We start from the raw sequence: 15587 nt of genomic DNA, 5'->3' as shown, positions 1-15587 counted from the left end.
GACCTCTCGTTCCGTACGGGCGCCAGGAACGACGCGATCACCCACGATGCACGGCCGTCCACCCCCGCACAACGATCTCCGACAGCGGCGAGGCGAACCGAGACCGCCCCGACGGCCCCGCGCTGCTCTGCTCTGTGCTGTTCTGCTCCGTGCTGTTCTGCTCCGCTCTGTTCCAGATGCCGCCGCAGGCCAACCCTGCAAGGCTCGTCCCCATGAGAGTGGCTCTGGCACAGACCGACTGCGCGCTGGGTGACGTCGACGCGAACCTCGCCACGGCCCGCGACCAGCTCGACCAGGCCGCGGCCCAGAACGCAGACCTGGTCGTCTTCCCCGAGCTGAGCCTGCACGGCTACCACCTCGGCGCGCTGAACACGGACACGTCGATCGCCGCCGACGACCCCCGCCTGCTCGCCCTGACGACGCCGGACTCCGGCCCCGACGTCCTGGTCGGCTTCCACGAGCACACCAGCCTGCGCGCCTACAACACCTCGGCCTACTACGCGGGCGGCGCCCTCCTCCACTCCCACCGCAAGCTGTACCTCCCGAACTACCTGGCCTGGGAGGAACGCAAGCACGTCAGCCCCGGCCAGCACCTGCGCGCCTACGACCTGCCCGGCGGACGGGGCCGCGCCGCGACCCTCGTCTGCAACGACGCCTGGCAACCGGTCCTGCCCTGGCTGGCGGTGCAGGACGGAGCCGAGGTCGTCGTCGTCCCCGCGAACAGCGCGGCCACGCTCGACCCGGAGGCCATGGACACGGGCCTGTACTGGGACACGCTGCTCGCGTACACGGCGAAGATGCTCCAGTGCTGGGTCGTCTTCGTGAACCGGGTCGGCAACGAGAACGGCGCCTCCTTCTGGGGCGGCTCCCGCGTCGTCGACCCGCGTGGCACGGTCGTCGCCCAGGCCCCCCAGTGGGAGCCGGGCCTGGTCACGGTCGACATCGACGTCCACGAGGCCCGCCGACAGCGCCGAGCGGTCCCCCTGGTGGCAGAGGCCCGACTCGGCCTGATCGACCGAGAGGTCCGCCGCCTGATCGACGAGGGCGGCGACAGCTGAAACGCCCCCGGCCCCAGGATCAGCCCCGACGCCGGCCTCGACGCCAGGCGAGGCGCCGGGACCGGTCGAGGTGCCGGGACCGGTCGAGGCGCCGGGGCCGGTCCGGGTGCCAGGCCCGGTTGGAGTGCCGGACCCGGTCCGGGTGCCAGGCCCGGTTGGGGTGCCGGGCTGGATGCCGGTCTTGATGTGACGGCCGGTGCCAGCCTCCACGCCAGTGCCGACGTGCGGGCCGATGCGTGCCGCGACCTCAGTGCCGACGTGCGGGCCGATGCGTGCCGCAATCTCAGGGCCGGTATCCGTACCGACACCGACACCGACACCGACCTCGACCCCAGCCCTAGCCCCAGCCCCAGCCCCAGCCCCAGCCTCAAAGCCAATGTCAGTGCCGAATGTGACACTCGGCCATGTGAACGAACGCTGGGCCCTGGCCCCCACCGAGCACGGCGGCGCCGACCTCGTGCCGCTGGGCCCGGACGGCCTGCCCACCGGCCCCGTCGTCCGCGAGAACGACCTGGCCGAAGCCGTCCGCACCCGCCCCGACACCACCCGCTGGGTGTGGCGCGAGACGCACGCCGTCTACCCCCGGCTGCTTGCCGCCGGGATCACCGTCCCGCGCTGCTACGACATCGAAGCCGCCGAGAACCTCCTCATCGCCCACGAAGGCCGGCACGGCGAACCCCGCTCCGCCGCGGCCGCCCTGGCCCGACTCCGCGGTGGCCCCGTCCCTCCGGACCCCCCGCCCCGCGTCGCCGCCCCCGGCTCCCAGTCCTCCCTCTTCGAACCGCGCCCACCCGTCGACGTACCGCTGACCGACCTCGTCGAGGTCTACGTCGACCAACAGCGCCGCCACGACGCGACCGGCCTGCCCGACCGCCTTCGACTGCTCACCGCGTCCGAGTCGGCGGGCATGCTCGTGGCCGCCGAGATGAACGCCGCGGGCCTCCCGTGGCGCGCCGACGTCCACCGTGCCCTCCTCCAGGAACTGCTCGGCGACCGGTACGCGGGCGGCGGCGAACCCCGACGCCTCGCCGAACTGGCGGACGAGGTCTCCACCGCCTTCGGCCGCCGGGTCCGGCCCGATCTCCCGGCGGACGTCGTGAAGGCGTTCGGCCAGGCCGGCATCAAGATCACATCGACTCGGCGATGGGCCCTGGAGTCCCTCGACCACCCGGCCGTCGCGCCCCTGATCGAGTACAAGAAGCTGTACCGGATCTACACGGCGCACGGCTGGTCCTGGCTCCAGGACTGGGTCAGGGACGGACGCTTCCGCCCCGAGTACCTCCCGGGCGGCAGCGTCTCGGGACGCTGGACGACGAACGGCGGGGGCGCACTTCAGATCCCCAAGGTCATCCGCCGCGCCGTGGTCGCCGACCCCGGCTGGCGCCTGGTCGTGGCCGACGCCGACCAGATGGAGCCGCGAGTCCTCGCCGCGATCTCCCGCGACCCGGCCTTCATGGAGGTCGCCGGCCAGGCCACCGACCTGTACCAGGCGATCTCCGACCGCGCCTTCTCCGGCGACCGCGACCAGGCCAAACTCGCCGTCCTCGGCGCCATATACGGGCAGACCTCCGGTGACGGCCTGAAGAACCTGGCCCTGCTCCGCCGCCGCTTCCCCCGAGCCGTCGCCTACGTCGACGAGGCGGCCCGCGCCGGTGAGGAGGGCCGGCTCGTACGCACCTGGCTCGGCCGCACCTGCCCGCCCGCCGTCAGCGCCGCCGACCAGGACTTCGGCGAGGCCGGCCTCCCTCAGGACGAGGCCGAACCCCAGTCCCCCGACGGCTCCGGCAGCTCCGGCCCCGGCGGCTCAGGCACCGCCGGCGGCGAATCCCCGTACGGCTACGCCTCCTCGAACTCCCGCGCCCGCGGCCGCTTCACCCGGAACTTCGTCGTGCAGGGAAGCGCCGCCGACTGGGCCCTGCTGATGCTCGCCGCGCTGCGCCGCTCGCTCACGGACCTCTCGGCCGAGCTGGTGTTCTTCCAGCACGACGAGGTGATCGTGCACTGCCCGGAGGAGGAGGCGTCCCAGGTGGCCGAGGCGATCCGCGAGGCCGCGGACCTCGCGGGACGCCTGACCTTCGGCGAGACGCCGACGCGGTTCCCGTTCACCGTGGCAGTCGTGGAGTGCTACGCCGATGCCAAGTGAACGAGGTCCAGCACCACGCCCGGCACCCGGCGCTCCCCCTCACACGACCGCTCCCCCTCCCGCTCCCTCTCACCCTCCCCTATGCGGGCCTACTTCCCCCGCCAGGATTCCGAGAGCGCTATCTTCCTCAACTCGGCCATCGTCAGGGCAGGTTCGGCCCGCGTCGCGTCCTTCACCTGCGAGCCGGAGTTGAACGCCGATATGACCACCCGGAACCCGTCCTCGGTCATGGTGTCGACGGTCCACTGCACCATGTTGGCGCCCCCCTTGTCGTCGCCGTTCCCCTTGCGTTTGCGCACCTTCGTGCCGTCGGGCAGGGTCTCGGTGTCCGCGTCGAAGAGCTCCCCGCCCTCATCGCTCATGCCGGGCTGCACATTGAGCTGGACGAGGCTCTTGCCCTTGCCGTCGTCGACGACGACATACACGTATTCGGACTCCTGCCCGCCCTCGCCGACCACCTTCGCGCGGTGCGGCAGCAGTGACTTGAGCGACTTCAGCAGTGTCGACTTCTCCGTGCCCTTGATGCTCGGCGGTGCGGCCGCCTCGGCGGGCGCCTCGCCGAGAGCGTCCATCACCGGCTGCCACTTGGCCGACGTGACCACACTCTTCAACTGAGCCGTGCTCAAGGGCGGTTGGGGCCGCGAGATGGCGGAATCCTTCTCCGTCGGCGCGTTCCACTCACTGACGCTGACGGTGTAGCCCTTCGGCGTCATGAGGTAGGCGTGCCACAGCTTGGTCTTCACGTGCAGGTCCGGGTACTCGTAACCGCGGTACAGCATCAGCCGCGATCCGTCGGCCAGCGTCTCGGCCGTGCACGAGTCGAAGTTCGTCATCGCCTTGTCGGGACAGGCCAGTTGCTCATCGGCCGTGACCCCGTCCGGATCCACGGACCCGACGCTCGCCGAGATCGCGGCGGCGCCCGGCCCGTCGTCGAACACGACCGTCGCCAGAGGCCCCAGCGGATCGGACGTCCCCCGCCCGTCCTGCCCGCTGACCTTGCCGGCCGGCAGCAGCCCTTCGAGGATCTTGATGACGTCGGCCTTGGAGACCGCAGGGCCGTCCCCGTGCGCGGCCTTCCCCTTTCCGTCGGGCTTCTCGCTCGCAGCGGGGGTCGGCTTCCCCGCGGCACCGCTCTGCCGGTCGGCGCCGCCGTCACCACCGATGGCGCCGGTGGCGTACGACGTACCGAATCCGACGAGTGCCAGCGCGGCCACACTGCCGGTCACCGCGCCCGCCCTCCTGCGCAGCAGCCGACGCCGACCGCGCAGGACACCCCCATCGACCATCGACCGCCCCTCGGCGGTGAACCCCTCTCCGGTGCGCCGCAGCGCCTCTTCGAGCCCGTCCTCGAACGCGTCCCGGCTGTCACCGTCCGCAGCGGACATCCCGACCACCCTTCTTCTCCAGCTGTATGTACGGCCAATAAGTACGGTCAACGGGCCGGAACCCGAACCGTCAGTGAGCCTCAAGAGGCCCATCCATGCGCCTTCAAGAGACCCGTCAGCAGGTCACCCGATGGCGCCCTCATCTGTGGGCCCCGAGAGACCCGTCAACGAACCCGTCCCACCCAACCGACAACCGACGACCGACGACGGACGACGGACGACGGGCGACGGGCGACGGGCGACGGGCGACGGGCGACGGTTCGACCAGGCCACCGCCCGATCAGCGACACCCTCGTCAGCGGCTTGGAGGCTGGCCCCGCCAACGCCAGGTCGCCACCCGTTCCGCTGGCTGGGCCTCCACCCCTGCCCCGTCTCTGTCCACGCGACAGTCACCGCCCCCCTCAATGTGCGGCGAACTCGCTGATCGAACCGCCCAGTTGCTCACGCAGCCGGGCGAGCGCGCGGGTGCTGCGCGTGCGCACCGCGGCCGAGCTGAGGTGCAGCACGTCCGCGGTCTCCTCGATCGACCGGTCCTCCCAGTAGCGCAGCACCACCACCGCTCTGTCTTTGGGCGGCAGTTGGCGCAGCGCGTCGAGCAGGGTCAACCGCAGGGTCGCGTCACCGGGGCCCGCGGCCGTCGCCTCCGGAAGCTCGTCGGAGGGCCGCTCGCCCGCGGACCGGCGGCGCTGATGCGCGAGGAAGGAACGTATGAGCACGGTCTGCGCGTACGCCGCGGGGTTGCTGAGCCGCGTCGTCCGCCGCCCCCACACGACGTACATCCGGCCCAAGGTCTCCTGGACCAGGTCCTCGGCCAGGTGCGTGTCACCACTGGTCAGCAGACACGCGGACCGGAACAACTGCCCGGCCCTGGCCTCGGCGAACTCACGAAACGCCCCCTCAAGCGACCGCCTCATCCGCGGCACCCTCCCCCTCGTTTCACCTACACCTGATAGATGCGGCGACCCCCGGGAAATGTTTCACGCCCCGCGGCCCGAAGGGACGACACGAGCCGGATCGAGGACGGGGTCAGCCCATGAAGAAGTCACGCGCCCCCGGCGAACTCCCCCGCAAGCAACACACCTTGACCACGCAACACCCCGACGCTGAAGTCCCACGCGGTCTCGCCCACCCCGAGTCCCGCGAAGCTCCCCAATGGCATGGTGAGCCCCATGAAATCGCACGACGAACTCTTGGGTGCCCTGTCCGGAATGCGGCGGGCGCGCATAGGCGGCCGCCGCGCCCCGCACAAGCCGCTGCTGGTGCTCTGGCTCCTGGGCCGGTTCGTCGCGACCGGCAGCACGGCGGTCACGTACGCGGAGGCCGAGGAGCCGGTAAGCCGGCTGATCAACGACTTCGGCCCCGCCGTCACGAGCCGGTCACGTGCGCGGGAGCGCGCGGCGATGCCGTTCGTCCACTTGGAGCGGAGCCTCTGGGACCTCCGGGATCGAGACGGAAGCGCGATCGGGCCGGATGCCCCGGAACGCGGCAACTGGCTGCGGACCAGAGCAGCCCATGGCCGGTTGCGCGGCGAAGTGGAGCAGTTGCTGTCGGCACCCGGAGCCCTGGCCGCCACGGCCCGCCTGCTGCTGGAACAGCACTTCACACCGGCGCTGGAACCGATCATCTGCAATGCCGTCGGCCTGGACCTCGCCGAACTCGACGACGACGCCTTCTGCCTCCCGGCCCAGGGGAAACGTCGCGCGCGGCGCGCCGGGTTCGCGGAGGAGGTGCTGCGCGCGTACGCGTACGCCTGCGCCGTCTGCGGTTACGACGGGGCGCTGGGGCGGAACCCCGCAGGACTCGAAGCCGCGCACGTCCAATGGCACACCCACGCGGGCCCCGACGAAGTGCGCAACGGACTGGCCCTGTGCTCCCTGCACCACACCCTCCTCGACCTGGGAGTACTCGGCCTCCTGCCCGACCTCCGCATCCAGGTGTCCCCTCTGTACGTGGCACGGAGCGCCGCCGGCCAGGCCATCGACGCCCTCCACGACCAGCCGCTGGCAAAGCCGCGACCCGGCCAGCCCGCCCTTGATGTGCGGTTCGTCGTCTGGCACGGGCGACAGGTCTTCAAGCGCCCTGGCGCGCAGGCCGCGTGAGGGGAAGTCCGCCCCACCGACTGTCGCGCGCTGCGATCACCCATTCCGTCGAGGATCAGGTCTCCGCCCTGCATCAGCCTCACACGGCCGGATGGTCGACCCCGTGGGGTGGTCGGGCAGGCCCGGTGCCAGTTCGTCAGCGGCGTAGATCTCCACGCCTGCCTTCGGGAAGCGGACATGCACCTGATCGAGGCCGTCAATCGCGACCACTTCGCCGATCAGATCCTCAGGATGCTCGCTCGCTCCTGCCGGAGTCACCCGATCGCCTACGACCCAGCGGTTCACGCGGCGACCCACAAACTGAGCCTCATCTGCCAGGGGAACAACCGGAGTGCGGGGCTCTCGTGCACAGGGTGCGGTGGGAAGGGTTCAGCCAGGCCGCGAGAGAAGTGGTGGAGCCAGGCGACCGTGGTCTGGTCGGGAGTGAACATCTGCGGTTGAGCCTCACATCAGGGCCAGTGGCCGGCGGACCGCCGGACCGCGCTCGGGACCGACGCCCCCTCCAGCGTGTGACGGTGAGCGCACTCACGCACGGACTCGGCACAGGAAAAGACGACCACGGCCGGTCAGCCCAACAATCTGCTGATCACTCATCGTGGTGGTCCGCTCTTCGACGGAGAACCTCGGACCAGCGCCTGGAGTTCCCGATCTCGGCACACACACTCCGCCGAAAAGGGAACCGCTCATGGCCATGCGTTCCACAGTCCGAACGATCGCAACTCTTGCTGCGACCGCGGCACTCGCCGTCTTACCTCCATCAGCAGCACATGCCAGCGCCATCGGGTCCACTCCCGTCGCCACCTTCGACTATCAAGTCGGAGGTGTCACCATGAAGATCCCGACCGGCTGCGTGTTCACCCACATCATCCGCGGCGGCGGAAAGAGCATCACGTACCAGAACGCCGGCGTCGACTGCGGCTTCGTCGGGGCCCTGAACAGCGGCTTCTGCAACTGGCGTATCGACTTCACGTACTCGGACACCAGCAACAGGACGTATCGCGCCTCCAGGGGCAGAACCCACACCGAGTGCAAGATCGACCCGATGCGGAACAACGCTCCGCAGAAACTCCCCCACTACGGCAAGGCGTGCGCTCACCTCGTCGTCAACGGCGTGCGGCGAGTCAGCCAGTGCCACCACATCACCAAGTGAGCCGCACATGACCCCCGAGACCACGTCCCAGGATCCCGCCCAAGAAGCGAAGCACCGCCGCATCGGCATCATCGCCTTTGCTGTGGGCGCCGCCGCCTCGCTCGCGTTCTTCGCCTTCTTCCCCGGCCTCCCCCACGTCATCGACTGGGGTGCCATCCTCATCTCCATCGCCGTCGGCGCTCTCACCCGCTGGGCCTGGCTCACCCGTACCCGAAGGAAGCGCACCGGCGTGGGGTAGATCGTCGTGGGCGCTCCCACCATCGATGCGGTTCCGCGCGCGGGCGCTCACCGAGCCAATGCGCACCGAGCCAACACTCATCGAGCCGGGCCCGGCGTTCAGACCGCAGCTGCACCGCCACAGGGTGGCCGTGCAGCTGCGCGGAGCGCGGATAACGGTGAAGGCTCGGGATCACGTCACCAGACAACAACCAATGCACCGATGCGGTCGAAAAGAAGGCCAAGCGAAGGATGCCCGAGGGAGCGGGCCGCCGAGTCGCTCCGCTCGCGCAAGCATTCTCACGGCATCCCCGTCGTGCGGCCCGGCACGCCGCAGGCATGAAAAAACCCCAGGTCACGGCGAGTGAGTCCTGGGGTTAATCCGAGCCGCCTTCGGGATTCGAACCCGAGACCTACGCATTACGAGTGCGTTGCTCTGGCCATCTGAGCTAAGGCGGCGCCGCCGCGCGCACCGGAGTGCGTCAGCAACGTCGCCAATCCTACACGCTCATCAGGGGTGGTCCGCACAGCCTTTATGACCAGCGGCGAACGGCGGTCACCCGTCACGAGCAGCGCTTTCCGTCCTTCGGCGGGGTGCCGTCGAGGAGGTAGGTGTCGATCGCCGAGTCGATGCAGTCACTGCCGCGGCCGTACGCCGTGTGGCCGTCGCCCTCGTACGTGAGCAGGTGGCCGGAGGAGAGCTGGTCGGCGAGGGACTCGGCCCACGGGTAGGGGGTCGCCGGGTCGCGGGTGGTGCCGACCACGACGATGGGGGCGGCGCCGTCGGCGGTGATGCGGTGGGCCTCGCCGGTCGGCTTCACCGGCCAGTGCGCGCAGTTCAGGGCGGACCAGGCGAGGCCGGCGCCGAAGACGGGGGACGCCTTCTCGAAGGAGGGCAGCGCGGCTTCGACCTCCTGCGGGGTGGTGAAGGACGGCGGCTGGTCGAGGCAGTTCACGGCGGCGTTCGCGAACATCAGGTTGGTGTACGTGCCGTCGGGGTCGCGCTCGTAGTAGCTGTCGGAGAGGGCGAGGAGCCCCGCGCCGTCCTTTTCCTTGATCGCGGCGGTGAGCGCCTCGCGCAGTTGCGGCCAGGCCCCTTCGTCGTACATCGCGGCGATCACGCCCGTGGTGGCGAGCGCCTCGCCGAGCTTGCGGCCGTCGGGGTCCCCGGCGGCCAGCGGCGTCTTGTCGAGCGCGGTGAAGAGCGCCTTGAGGCGTTCCCCCGCCTGGTCCGGGGTGCCGGTGCCGAGCGGGCAGTCGGAGCGGCCCACACAGTCCTTCGCGAACGACTGGAACGCCGTCTCGAACCCGGCCGTCTGCTGCCGGTTCAGCTCGCGCGCGTCGAGGGACGGGTCCATGGCACCGTCGAGCACGAGGCGTCCGACCCGATCCGGGTAGAGGCCGGCGTACGTCGCGCCGAGGAACGTGCCGTACGAGGCGCCCACGTAGTTCAGCTTCTCGTCGCCGATCGCCGCGCGGACGAGGTCCATGTCGCGGGCCGCCTCGATGGTGGAGACGTGCGGTAGGACCCGCTTGGACGTGGCGTCGCTCGTCTCGCAGCCGGTCGCGAACTTCTCGAAGGCCGCGCCGAGGGCCTTCTGCTCGCGGGTGTCGTCGGGGGTGACGTCGGTCTGCGTGTACGCGTCCATCTGCTTGCCGTCGAGGCAGGTGACGGGCGCGCTGCGGGCCACGCCGCGCGGGTCGACGGCGACCATGTCGTAGCGGGCGCGGACCTGCTCGGGGTAGCCGATGCCCGCGTACGACTGGAGGTAGCCGATCGCGGAACCGCCGGGGCCGCCCGGGTTGACGAGGAGCGAGCCGAGGCGCTTGCCGGGGCCCGTGGCCTTCTTGCGGGAGATGGCGAGGTCGATGTCGCCGCCCGACGGGCGGTCGTAGTCGAGCGGCGCCTTGAGGGTGGCGCACTCGAAGCCGGGCACGCCGCACTCGCGCCACTTCGGGGTCTGCCCGTAGTACGAGGTCAGCTCGGCCGGTGTCGCGTGGGGCAGCGCGGCGAGCGAGGCGTCGGCGGTGTTCGAACTCGCCGGAGCGCAGCCGGACATGCCGGTCAGCAGCAGCCCGGCGGCAGCGGCGAGCAGGGCGGGGCGAGGGTGGCGGAGAGGGAGGGAGTGGCGCCAGAAGTACATCGGGCGAGCGTAACGCTCCGCGAATGGGCCGTCACATTGAGTCGCGTCCCGCGTGGAGGCCCGCCCCCTACCCCGCCCGCAGTGCCACTGTCATCGCCTCGACCGCGAGCAGCGGCGTGACATTGCGGTCCAGGGCCACCCGGCACGCTCCGATCGCCTCGATCCGGCGCAGCGTCGACTCCGGCGACGAGGCGCGGGCGAGTCGCTCCAACGTGTCCTGTATATCCGTGTTCGCCAGCGCCACCCGCGATCCGAGCTGGAGCGCGAGGACGTCCCGGTACACGCCCGTGAGGTCGGTGAGGGCCAGGTCGAGGCTGTCGCGCTGCGAGCGTGTGCGGCGGCGCTTCTGTTTGTCCTCCAGGTCCTTCATCACGCCCGCCGTGCCGCGCGGCATCCGCCCTCCGGCGGTCGCGCCGAGCGCCGCCTTCAGCTCGTCGGTCTCCTTGGTGTCGTGCTCCTCGGCGATCTGCTTGGAGTCCTCGGCCGCCGCGTCCACCAGTTCCTGGGCCGCTTTGAGGCAGCCGCCGATGTCCTCGACGCGCAGCGGCACCTTCAGGACGGCCGCTCTGCGCTCCCGGGCGCGCGGGTCCGTGGCCAGCCGGCGGGCCCGGTCGATGTGGCCCTGCGTGGCGCGGGCGACCTGCGCGGCGACCTGCGGCTCGATGCCGTCACGCCGTACGAGCATGTCGGCGACGGCGTCGACGGCAGGGGTGGACAGGGTGAGCAGACGGCAGCGGGAGCGGATGGTCGGCAGCACGTCCTCCACGGAGGGCGCGCAGAGCAGCCAGACGGTGCGGGGGGCGGGTTCCTCGACGGCCTTGAGGACCGCGTTCGCCGATTTCTCGTTCAGCCGCTCCGCGTCCTCGACCAGGATCACCTGCCAGCGGCCGACCGCCGGTGCCGTGTACGACTTGCGGACGGTGTCACGCATGTCGGCCACGAGGATCTGCGCGCCGTCGGCGGCGATCGCCGAGACGTCCGCGTGCGTGCCGAGCAGCGCCGTGTGGCAGCCGTCGCAGAATCCGCAGCCGGGGGCTCCGCCGAGGGCTCTGTCCGGGGACACGCATTGCAGTGCGGCGGCGAAGGCGCGGGCCGCCGCGACCCGGCCCGCGCCCGGCGGTCCGGTGAACAGCCAGGCGTGCGTCATCGCTGATGCCGGGGGCGGCGGCGTGTCGGCGGCGGCCGCCGTCACCAGGGCGTCCGCGTCCCGCGCCGCCGCGTCCAGCGTCGCGACCACGCGCTCCTGACCGACCAGGTCGTCCCATACGGCCATGCGGCACCGCCCTTCCTCAAAGCTGTAGCCATTGTGCCGGGCTCCACTGACAACCCCGACGACCTGTGGACAACCCCGCCGCCCCGACCTGTCGGCAAGCCCTCCGGCAGACTCCCCTGCCAGGCCCCATCGAAAGCCCTCGCCGGACCCCCCGCCGGCCGGGCAACTCCCCGGCGACCCCCGCGACAGCCCCCGGGTGATCCCGCCGCGAACCTCCCGCAGGCCCCGGCGATCCCGCCCCCGAACTCCCGCCGGACCCCCGACGAACCTCCGACAAATCCCGCTGACAACCGCCGCCGACCGAGGTTGGATACGGCGATGACCGATCTCCGTATCGAAACCCTGACCGGCGACTCCGACGCCACGCTCCTCGCCGCCTGGCAGCTTCTGCACAACACGATCGTGCCGGTCGACTCCGCGTACCTCTCCCTCGAAGACGTACGCGAACGCGCGGGCCGCAACATCCTGGAGCTCGCCCATCTCGGCGACGAGCCGATCGGCTGCACCACGGTGCGGCCGCCCCGCGAGGGCACGGCCACGGTGATCTCCCGTGTGCTGCCCGCCCACCGCGGCCGGGGTCACGGCACCGCCCTGTACGAGCGCGCCCTGGCCAAGGCCCGCGCCCTGGGCGCAACGGCCGTCGAGACGGTCGTGCTTACCTCGAACACGGCCGGTCTGCGCTTCGCCGAGCGGGCGGGGTTCACGGTGGAGGTCGACCGCTACCGCCTCGACGGCGACACGGTGGACTGGGTGGAGCTGCGACTGGCCTGAGGGCCGACCGCGAGCGGCCTGAGCCGCCCGCCCCCGCCGACGGCCGCCGGTCACCAGTCACGGATCACCGGTCACCAGTCACCAGTCACCAGTCACGGATCACCGGTCACCGGTCACCGGTCACCAACCACCAACCACCAACCACCAACCGCTACCGCTACCGCTACCGCTACCGCGGCCTAACGCCGCCTGCCCCGCCGGTCGTCATCGTCGTCCACACCGCCGAGCAGCTCGTCCGCCAACGACGGCAGGTCGTCCAGCGGTGTCTCCTCCGCCCAGTCGGAGCGGGGGCGGCGCCGCGGCCGGCCCTCCTCGTCGACCTGCGGCAGCTCCGCCGTACGGTCGTTGGCCCCGTCCGGGCGCACCCGCGCGGGCCGCTCGTCGCGGAAGAAGCCCGGCGGCACCTTGTCCGCCGACTCGTCCGGAACCTGCGGCAGCACGGCGGTCTCGTCGGCAGCACCGGTGGGCGGCTTCGGCAGCACCGCGGTCTCCTCGGCGTCCCGCACGGGCGGCAGCACGGCCGTCTCCTCCGCCGCGGACGCCTCGGGAGCCGCCGGCGTACCGGAGGCGTGCGGCGGCTGCGGCCGCACGATCGGCGTGGGCACGGTGGTCTCGTTGTCCGGCACCGGCCTGTCCGCCGGGGCGTCGGACCGCGATTCGTCGCGCACCGGAGCGTCCGACACCGGCGGCTTCTGAAGATCCGCCTTACGGAACTGCCTCGTCGCGGTGTCCTGCGCCGCCGCGCTCGCCTGGGCGGCCAGCCGCCGCGCCTCCTCCGCGCGGAGCAACGCCTCCTCGGCCTTGCGCTGCTTCTCCAGGCGCCGCTCCTCGGCCTCGGCCCGGAGCCGCGCCTCCTCCTCGGCCTGCTTGCGGCGGCGCTCCTCCTCCGCCGCGCGCTGCTTCTCCTCGGCGAGCAGGCGGGCCCGCTCCTCCTCGGCCTTCTTGCGCGCCTCCTCGGCGCGCTGCCGGGCCTCTTCCGCCTGGCGCTCGGCCTCGATGCGCTGCGCCTCCTCCAGCTCGCGGCGCTGGCGCTCCTCCTCCTCGGCGCGGAGCTTGGCGAGCTGCTCCTGGCGCTCGCGCTCGATCCGCTCCTCCTCGGCCTTGCGGGCGGCCTCTTCCTCGGCCTTCCTGCGGGCCTCTTCCTCGGCGGCCTTCCTGGCTTCTTCCTGTGCCTTGATCTCGGCTTCGGAGAGCGGGAGCAGGATGTCGAGCCGGTGCCGGATCACAGTGGTGACGGCTTCCGGCTCCTGGCCCGCGTCCACGACGAGGTAGCGCCCGGGGTCGCCGGCGGCCAGCGTGAGGAAACCGGAGCGCACGCGCGTGTGGAACTCCAGCGGCTCCGACTCCAGCCGGTCCGGCGCCTCCGTGAAGCGCTCGCGGGCGGCTTCCGGATCGACGTCGAGCAGCACGGTCAGGTGCGGTACGAGACCGCTGGTCGCCCAGCGGTTGATGCGGGCGACCTCGACCGGGGAGAGGTCGCGGCCCGCGCCCTGGTAGGCGACGGACGAGTCGATGTAGCGGTCGGAGATGACGACGGCGCCCCGCTCCAGAGCGGGCCGTACGACGGTGTCGACGTGCTCGGCGCGGTCGGCCGCGTACAACAGCGCCTCCGCGCGGTGCGACAGACCGGCGCTCGACACGTCGAGCAGGATCGACCGCAGCCGCTTGCCGACCGGCGTCGCTCCCGGCTCGCGCGTGACGACGACCTCGTGGCCCTTGGCGCGGATCCACTCCGCGAGCGCCTGGGCCTGGGTCGACTTGCCGGCGCCGTCGCCGCCTTCGAGGGCGATGAAGAATCCGGTGGTGGCGGGGGCCTGCGCCGGGTCGTTCCCGCCGAGCAGCGCGTCCTTCAGGTCCTGGCGCAGCGGTACGCCGCTGCGGTCGTCGGCCTTGGCGAGGACGAGCGCGGCGACGGGCAGCAGCAGCGCGCCGACCAGCATCAGCGTGAACGCGGCGCCGCCGTGCGCGAAGACGAACTTGCCGTTCTCCAGGCGGTGCGGCCCGATCAGCGCGGCGAGGAGCGGCGCCAGCAGGGCGCCGAGCGCGACACAGACCCGTACGACGGCCTGGAGGTGCTCGGTGGTGCGGGCCCGCCGGTACTCCTCGGTCTCCTGGTCGAGCAGGGTGTGCCCGGTGTTGGCGGCGATGCCCGCGGCGACTCCGGAGAGCGCGACGACGAGGACGACGCTCGTCACGTCGGGCACCAGGCCCGCGGCGAGCAGTCCGATGCCGGTGAACGCGATGGCCAGCGCCAGGAGGCGGCGCCGGGACAGGGCCGGCAGCACGGTGGGCGCGGTGCGGATGCCGACGACGGTGCCGCCGGTCAGGCCGAGCACGAGCAGCCCGAAGGTCACCGGGCCGCCGCTGAGGTCCTTGGCGTGCAGTACGGAGACGGCGACGGCGGCGGAGATCGCCGCGGCGACGGCGCCGCAGGCGAGGACGAGCAGCGGGATCGCGCCCGTACGGCCCTTGTCGACACCGGTGCCGGTCTTCGGGCGGCGCAGCCCTTCGAGCGGCGACCGCGCGCGCGGCGTCTGCGTGCCGGGAAGTTCGAGGAAGAAGACGACGGACAGCGAGGCGGCGAAGAGCCCGGCGCCGACGTACGACGACAGCGCCACCTGGTGCTGCGCGAACCAGTCGACGCCCGCGCCGATCAGGTTCTGGACGAGCGTCACGACCACCAGGGCGGCCGCGGCCAGCGGGATCGCGACGAAGGAGGTCCGCAGCGAGAGCCTGCGCAGCGCGTCCATGTGGTCCGGCAGCGGCCGCACGGCCGCGCCCTCCAGGGGTGGCGCGGGCAGCAGCGCGGGCGCCGCGCTCTCCTTGGCGACCGTCCAGAACCGCTCGGCGACCCCGGCGACGAACGCCGTCACGAGGATCAGCGCCAGTGCGTTGTCCGGCGTCCAGTCGATCCACAGGGGCGCGACGATGAGCAGCGCGGCCCGCAGCCCGTCGGCGCCGACCATGGTCCAGCGCCGGTCGAGCGGTCCGCCGGGCGTGGTCAGGGACGTGAGCGGGCCCAGCAGCACGGCTCCGAAGAGCAGCGTCGACAGGATGCGCGCGCCGAACACGGCGGCGACGGCGCAGGCCACGCCCCGGTAGCCACTGCCGAAGGAGCCTTCGGAGATGGCCGCCTGGAGCGCGAGCACCACGAGCACAAGCAGCCCGAGTACGTCACCGACCCCGCCGACGAGCTGCGCGGACCACAGCCTCTTCAACTGCGGTACACGCAGGAGTGCGCGCACGGCGCGCTCTCGGGAGTCCGCTACCAGGGCGTCGTCGGTGGCCGTGTGGGGGGCCGTTGGCTGCTCGGCACGGGTCATTCGTCCAGCCTATCGGGCCCTACCG

General features: G+C 71.8%; 11 protein-coding genes and 1 tRNA gene. 6 read left to right on the top strand and 6 right to left on the bottom strand.

From position 1 onward, the window contains the following. Positions 1–212 precede the first annotated feature (212 nt). Positions 213–1058, top strand: a complete 846-nt coding sequence (locus V2W30_RS21665) for a nitrilase-related carbon-nitrogen hydrolase (protein ID WP_338698867.1) — start codon at positions 213–215, stop codon at positions 1056–1058. A 406-nt stretch (positions 1059–1464) separates the two neighbouring features. Continuing rightward, a complete protein-coding gene (locus tag V2W30_RS21660; RefSeq protein ID WP_338698865.1) occupies positions 1465–3201 on the top strand; it encodes a bifunctional 3'-5' exonuclease/DNA polymerase in 1737 nt (578 codons plus the stop codon). 89 nt (positions 3202–3290) lie between these two features. Here V2W30_RS21660 and V2W30_RS21655 read toward each other — a convergent pair whose 3' ends face one another. Both V2W30_RS21655 and V2W30_RS21650 read right to left on the bottom strand, forming a co-directional pair. After that, positions 3291–4586 (bottom strand): hypothetical protein, encoded by a 1296-nt coding sequence (locus tag V2W30_RS21655; RefSeq protein WP_338698863.1) that lies wholly within the window; start codon positions 4584–4586, stop codon positions 3291–3293. A 401-nt stretch (positions 4587–4987) separates the two neighbouring features. Continuing rightward, positions 4988–5500, bottom strand: a complete 513-nt coding sequence (locus V2W30_RS21650) for a SigE family RNA polymerase sigma factor (protein WP_338698862.1) — start codon at positions 5498–5500, stop codon at positions 4988–4990. 255 nt (positions 5501–5755) lie between these two features. On the opposite strand from V2W30_RS21650, the gene V2W30_RS21645 reads away from it, so the two are divergent. The 3 genes from V2W30_RS21645 (at position 5756) to V2W30_RS21635 (ending at position 8073) form a co-directional block, all read left to right on the top strand. Further along, positions 5756–6685 (top strand): phosphorothioated DNA-binding restriction endonuclease, encoded by a 930-nt coding sequence (locus tag V2W30_RS21645; protein ID WP_338698860.1) that lies wholly within the window; start codon positions 5756–5758, stop codon positions 6683–6685. A gap of 829 nt (positions 6686–7514) precedes the next feature. Continuing rightward, positions 7515–7835, top strand: coding sequence for a hypothetical protein (locus V2W30_RS21640; RefSeq protein ID WP_338698859.1), 321 nt, complete (start codon positions 7515–7517; stop codon positions 7833–7835). Between the two features lie 7 nt (positions 7836–7842). Further along, positions 7843–8073 carry a hypothetical protein gene (locus V2W30_RS21635; RefSeq protein WP_338698857.1) on the top strand — a complete coding sequence of 77 codons (231 nt, stop codon included), beginning with the start codon at positions 7843–7845 and terminating at the stop codon, positions 8071–8073. Between the two features lie 363 nt (positions 8074–8436). Here V2W30_RS21635 and V2W30_RS21630 read toward each other — a convergent pair. The 3 genes from V2W30_RS21630 to V2W30_RS21620 form a co-directional block, all read right to left on the bottom strand. Further along, positions 8437–8510: transfer RNA gene (locus V2W30_RS21630), tRNA-Thr, on the bottom strand. Between the two features lie 104 nt (positions 8511–8614). Continuing rightward, positions 8615–10195, bottom strand: coding sequence for an alpha/beta hydrolase (locus V2W30_RS21625; RefSeq protein ID WP_338698855.1), 1581 nt, complete (start codon positions 10193–10195; stop codon positions 8615–8617). Positions 10196–10262: 67 nt separating this feature from the next. Next, entirely contained in the window at positions 10263–11468 is a 1206-nt protein-coding gene (locus V2W30_RS21620; RefSeq protein WP_338698854.1) for a DNA polymerase III subunit delta', read from the bottom strand. A 318-nt stretch (positions 11469–11786) separates the two neighbouring features. Here V2W30_RS21620 and V2W30_RS21615 point away from each other — a divergent pair, with 318 nt between their 5' ends. Then, positions 11787–12239 (top strand): GNAT family N-acetyltransferase, encoded by a 453-nt coding sequence (locus V2W30_RS21615; RefSeq protein WP_338698852.1) that lies wholly within the window; start codon positions 11787–11789, stop codon positions 12237–12239. 179 nt (positions 12240–12418) lie between these two features. Here the strand turns inward: V2W30_RS21615 and tmk are convergent, their stop codons facing one another. Then, positions 12419–15562 (bottom strand): dTMP kinase, encoded by a 3144-nt coding sequence (gene tmk, locus V2W30_RS21610; RefSeq protein ID WP_338698850.1) that lies wholly within the window; start codon positions 15560–15562, stop codon positions 12419–12421. Positions 15563–15587: the final 25 nt, after the last annotated feature.

This window comes from Streptomyces sp. Q6 (assembly GCF_036967205.1).
Taxonomy (GTDB): domain Bacteria; phylum Actinomycetota; class Actinomycetes; order Streptomycetales; family Streptomycetaceae; genus Streptomyces; species Streptomyces citrinus.
This window is presented reverse-complemented; position numbering and strand designations above follow the sequence as displayed.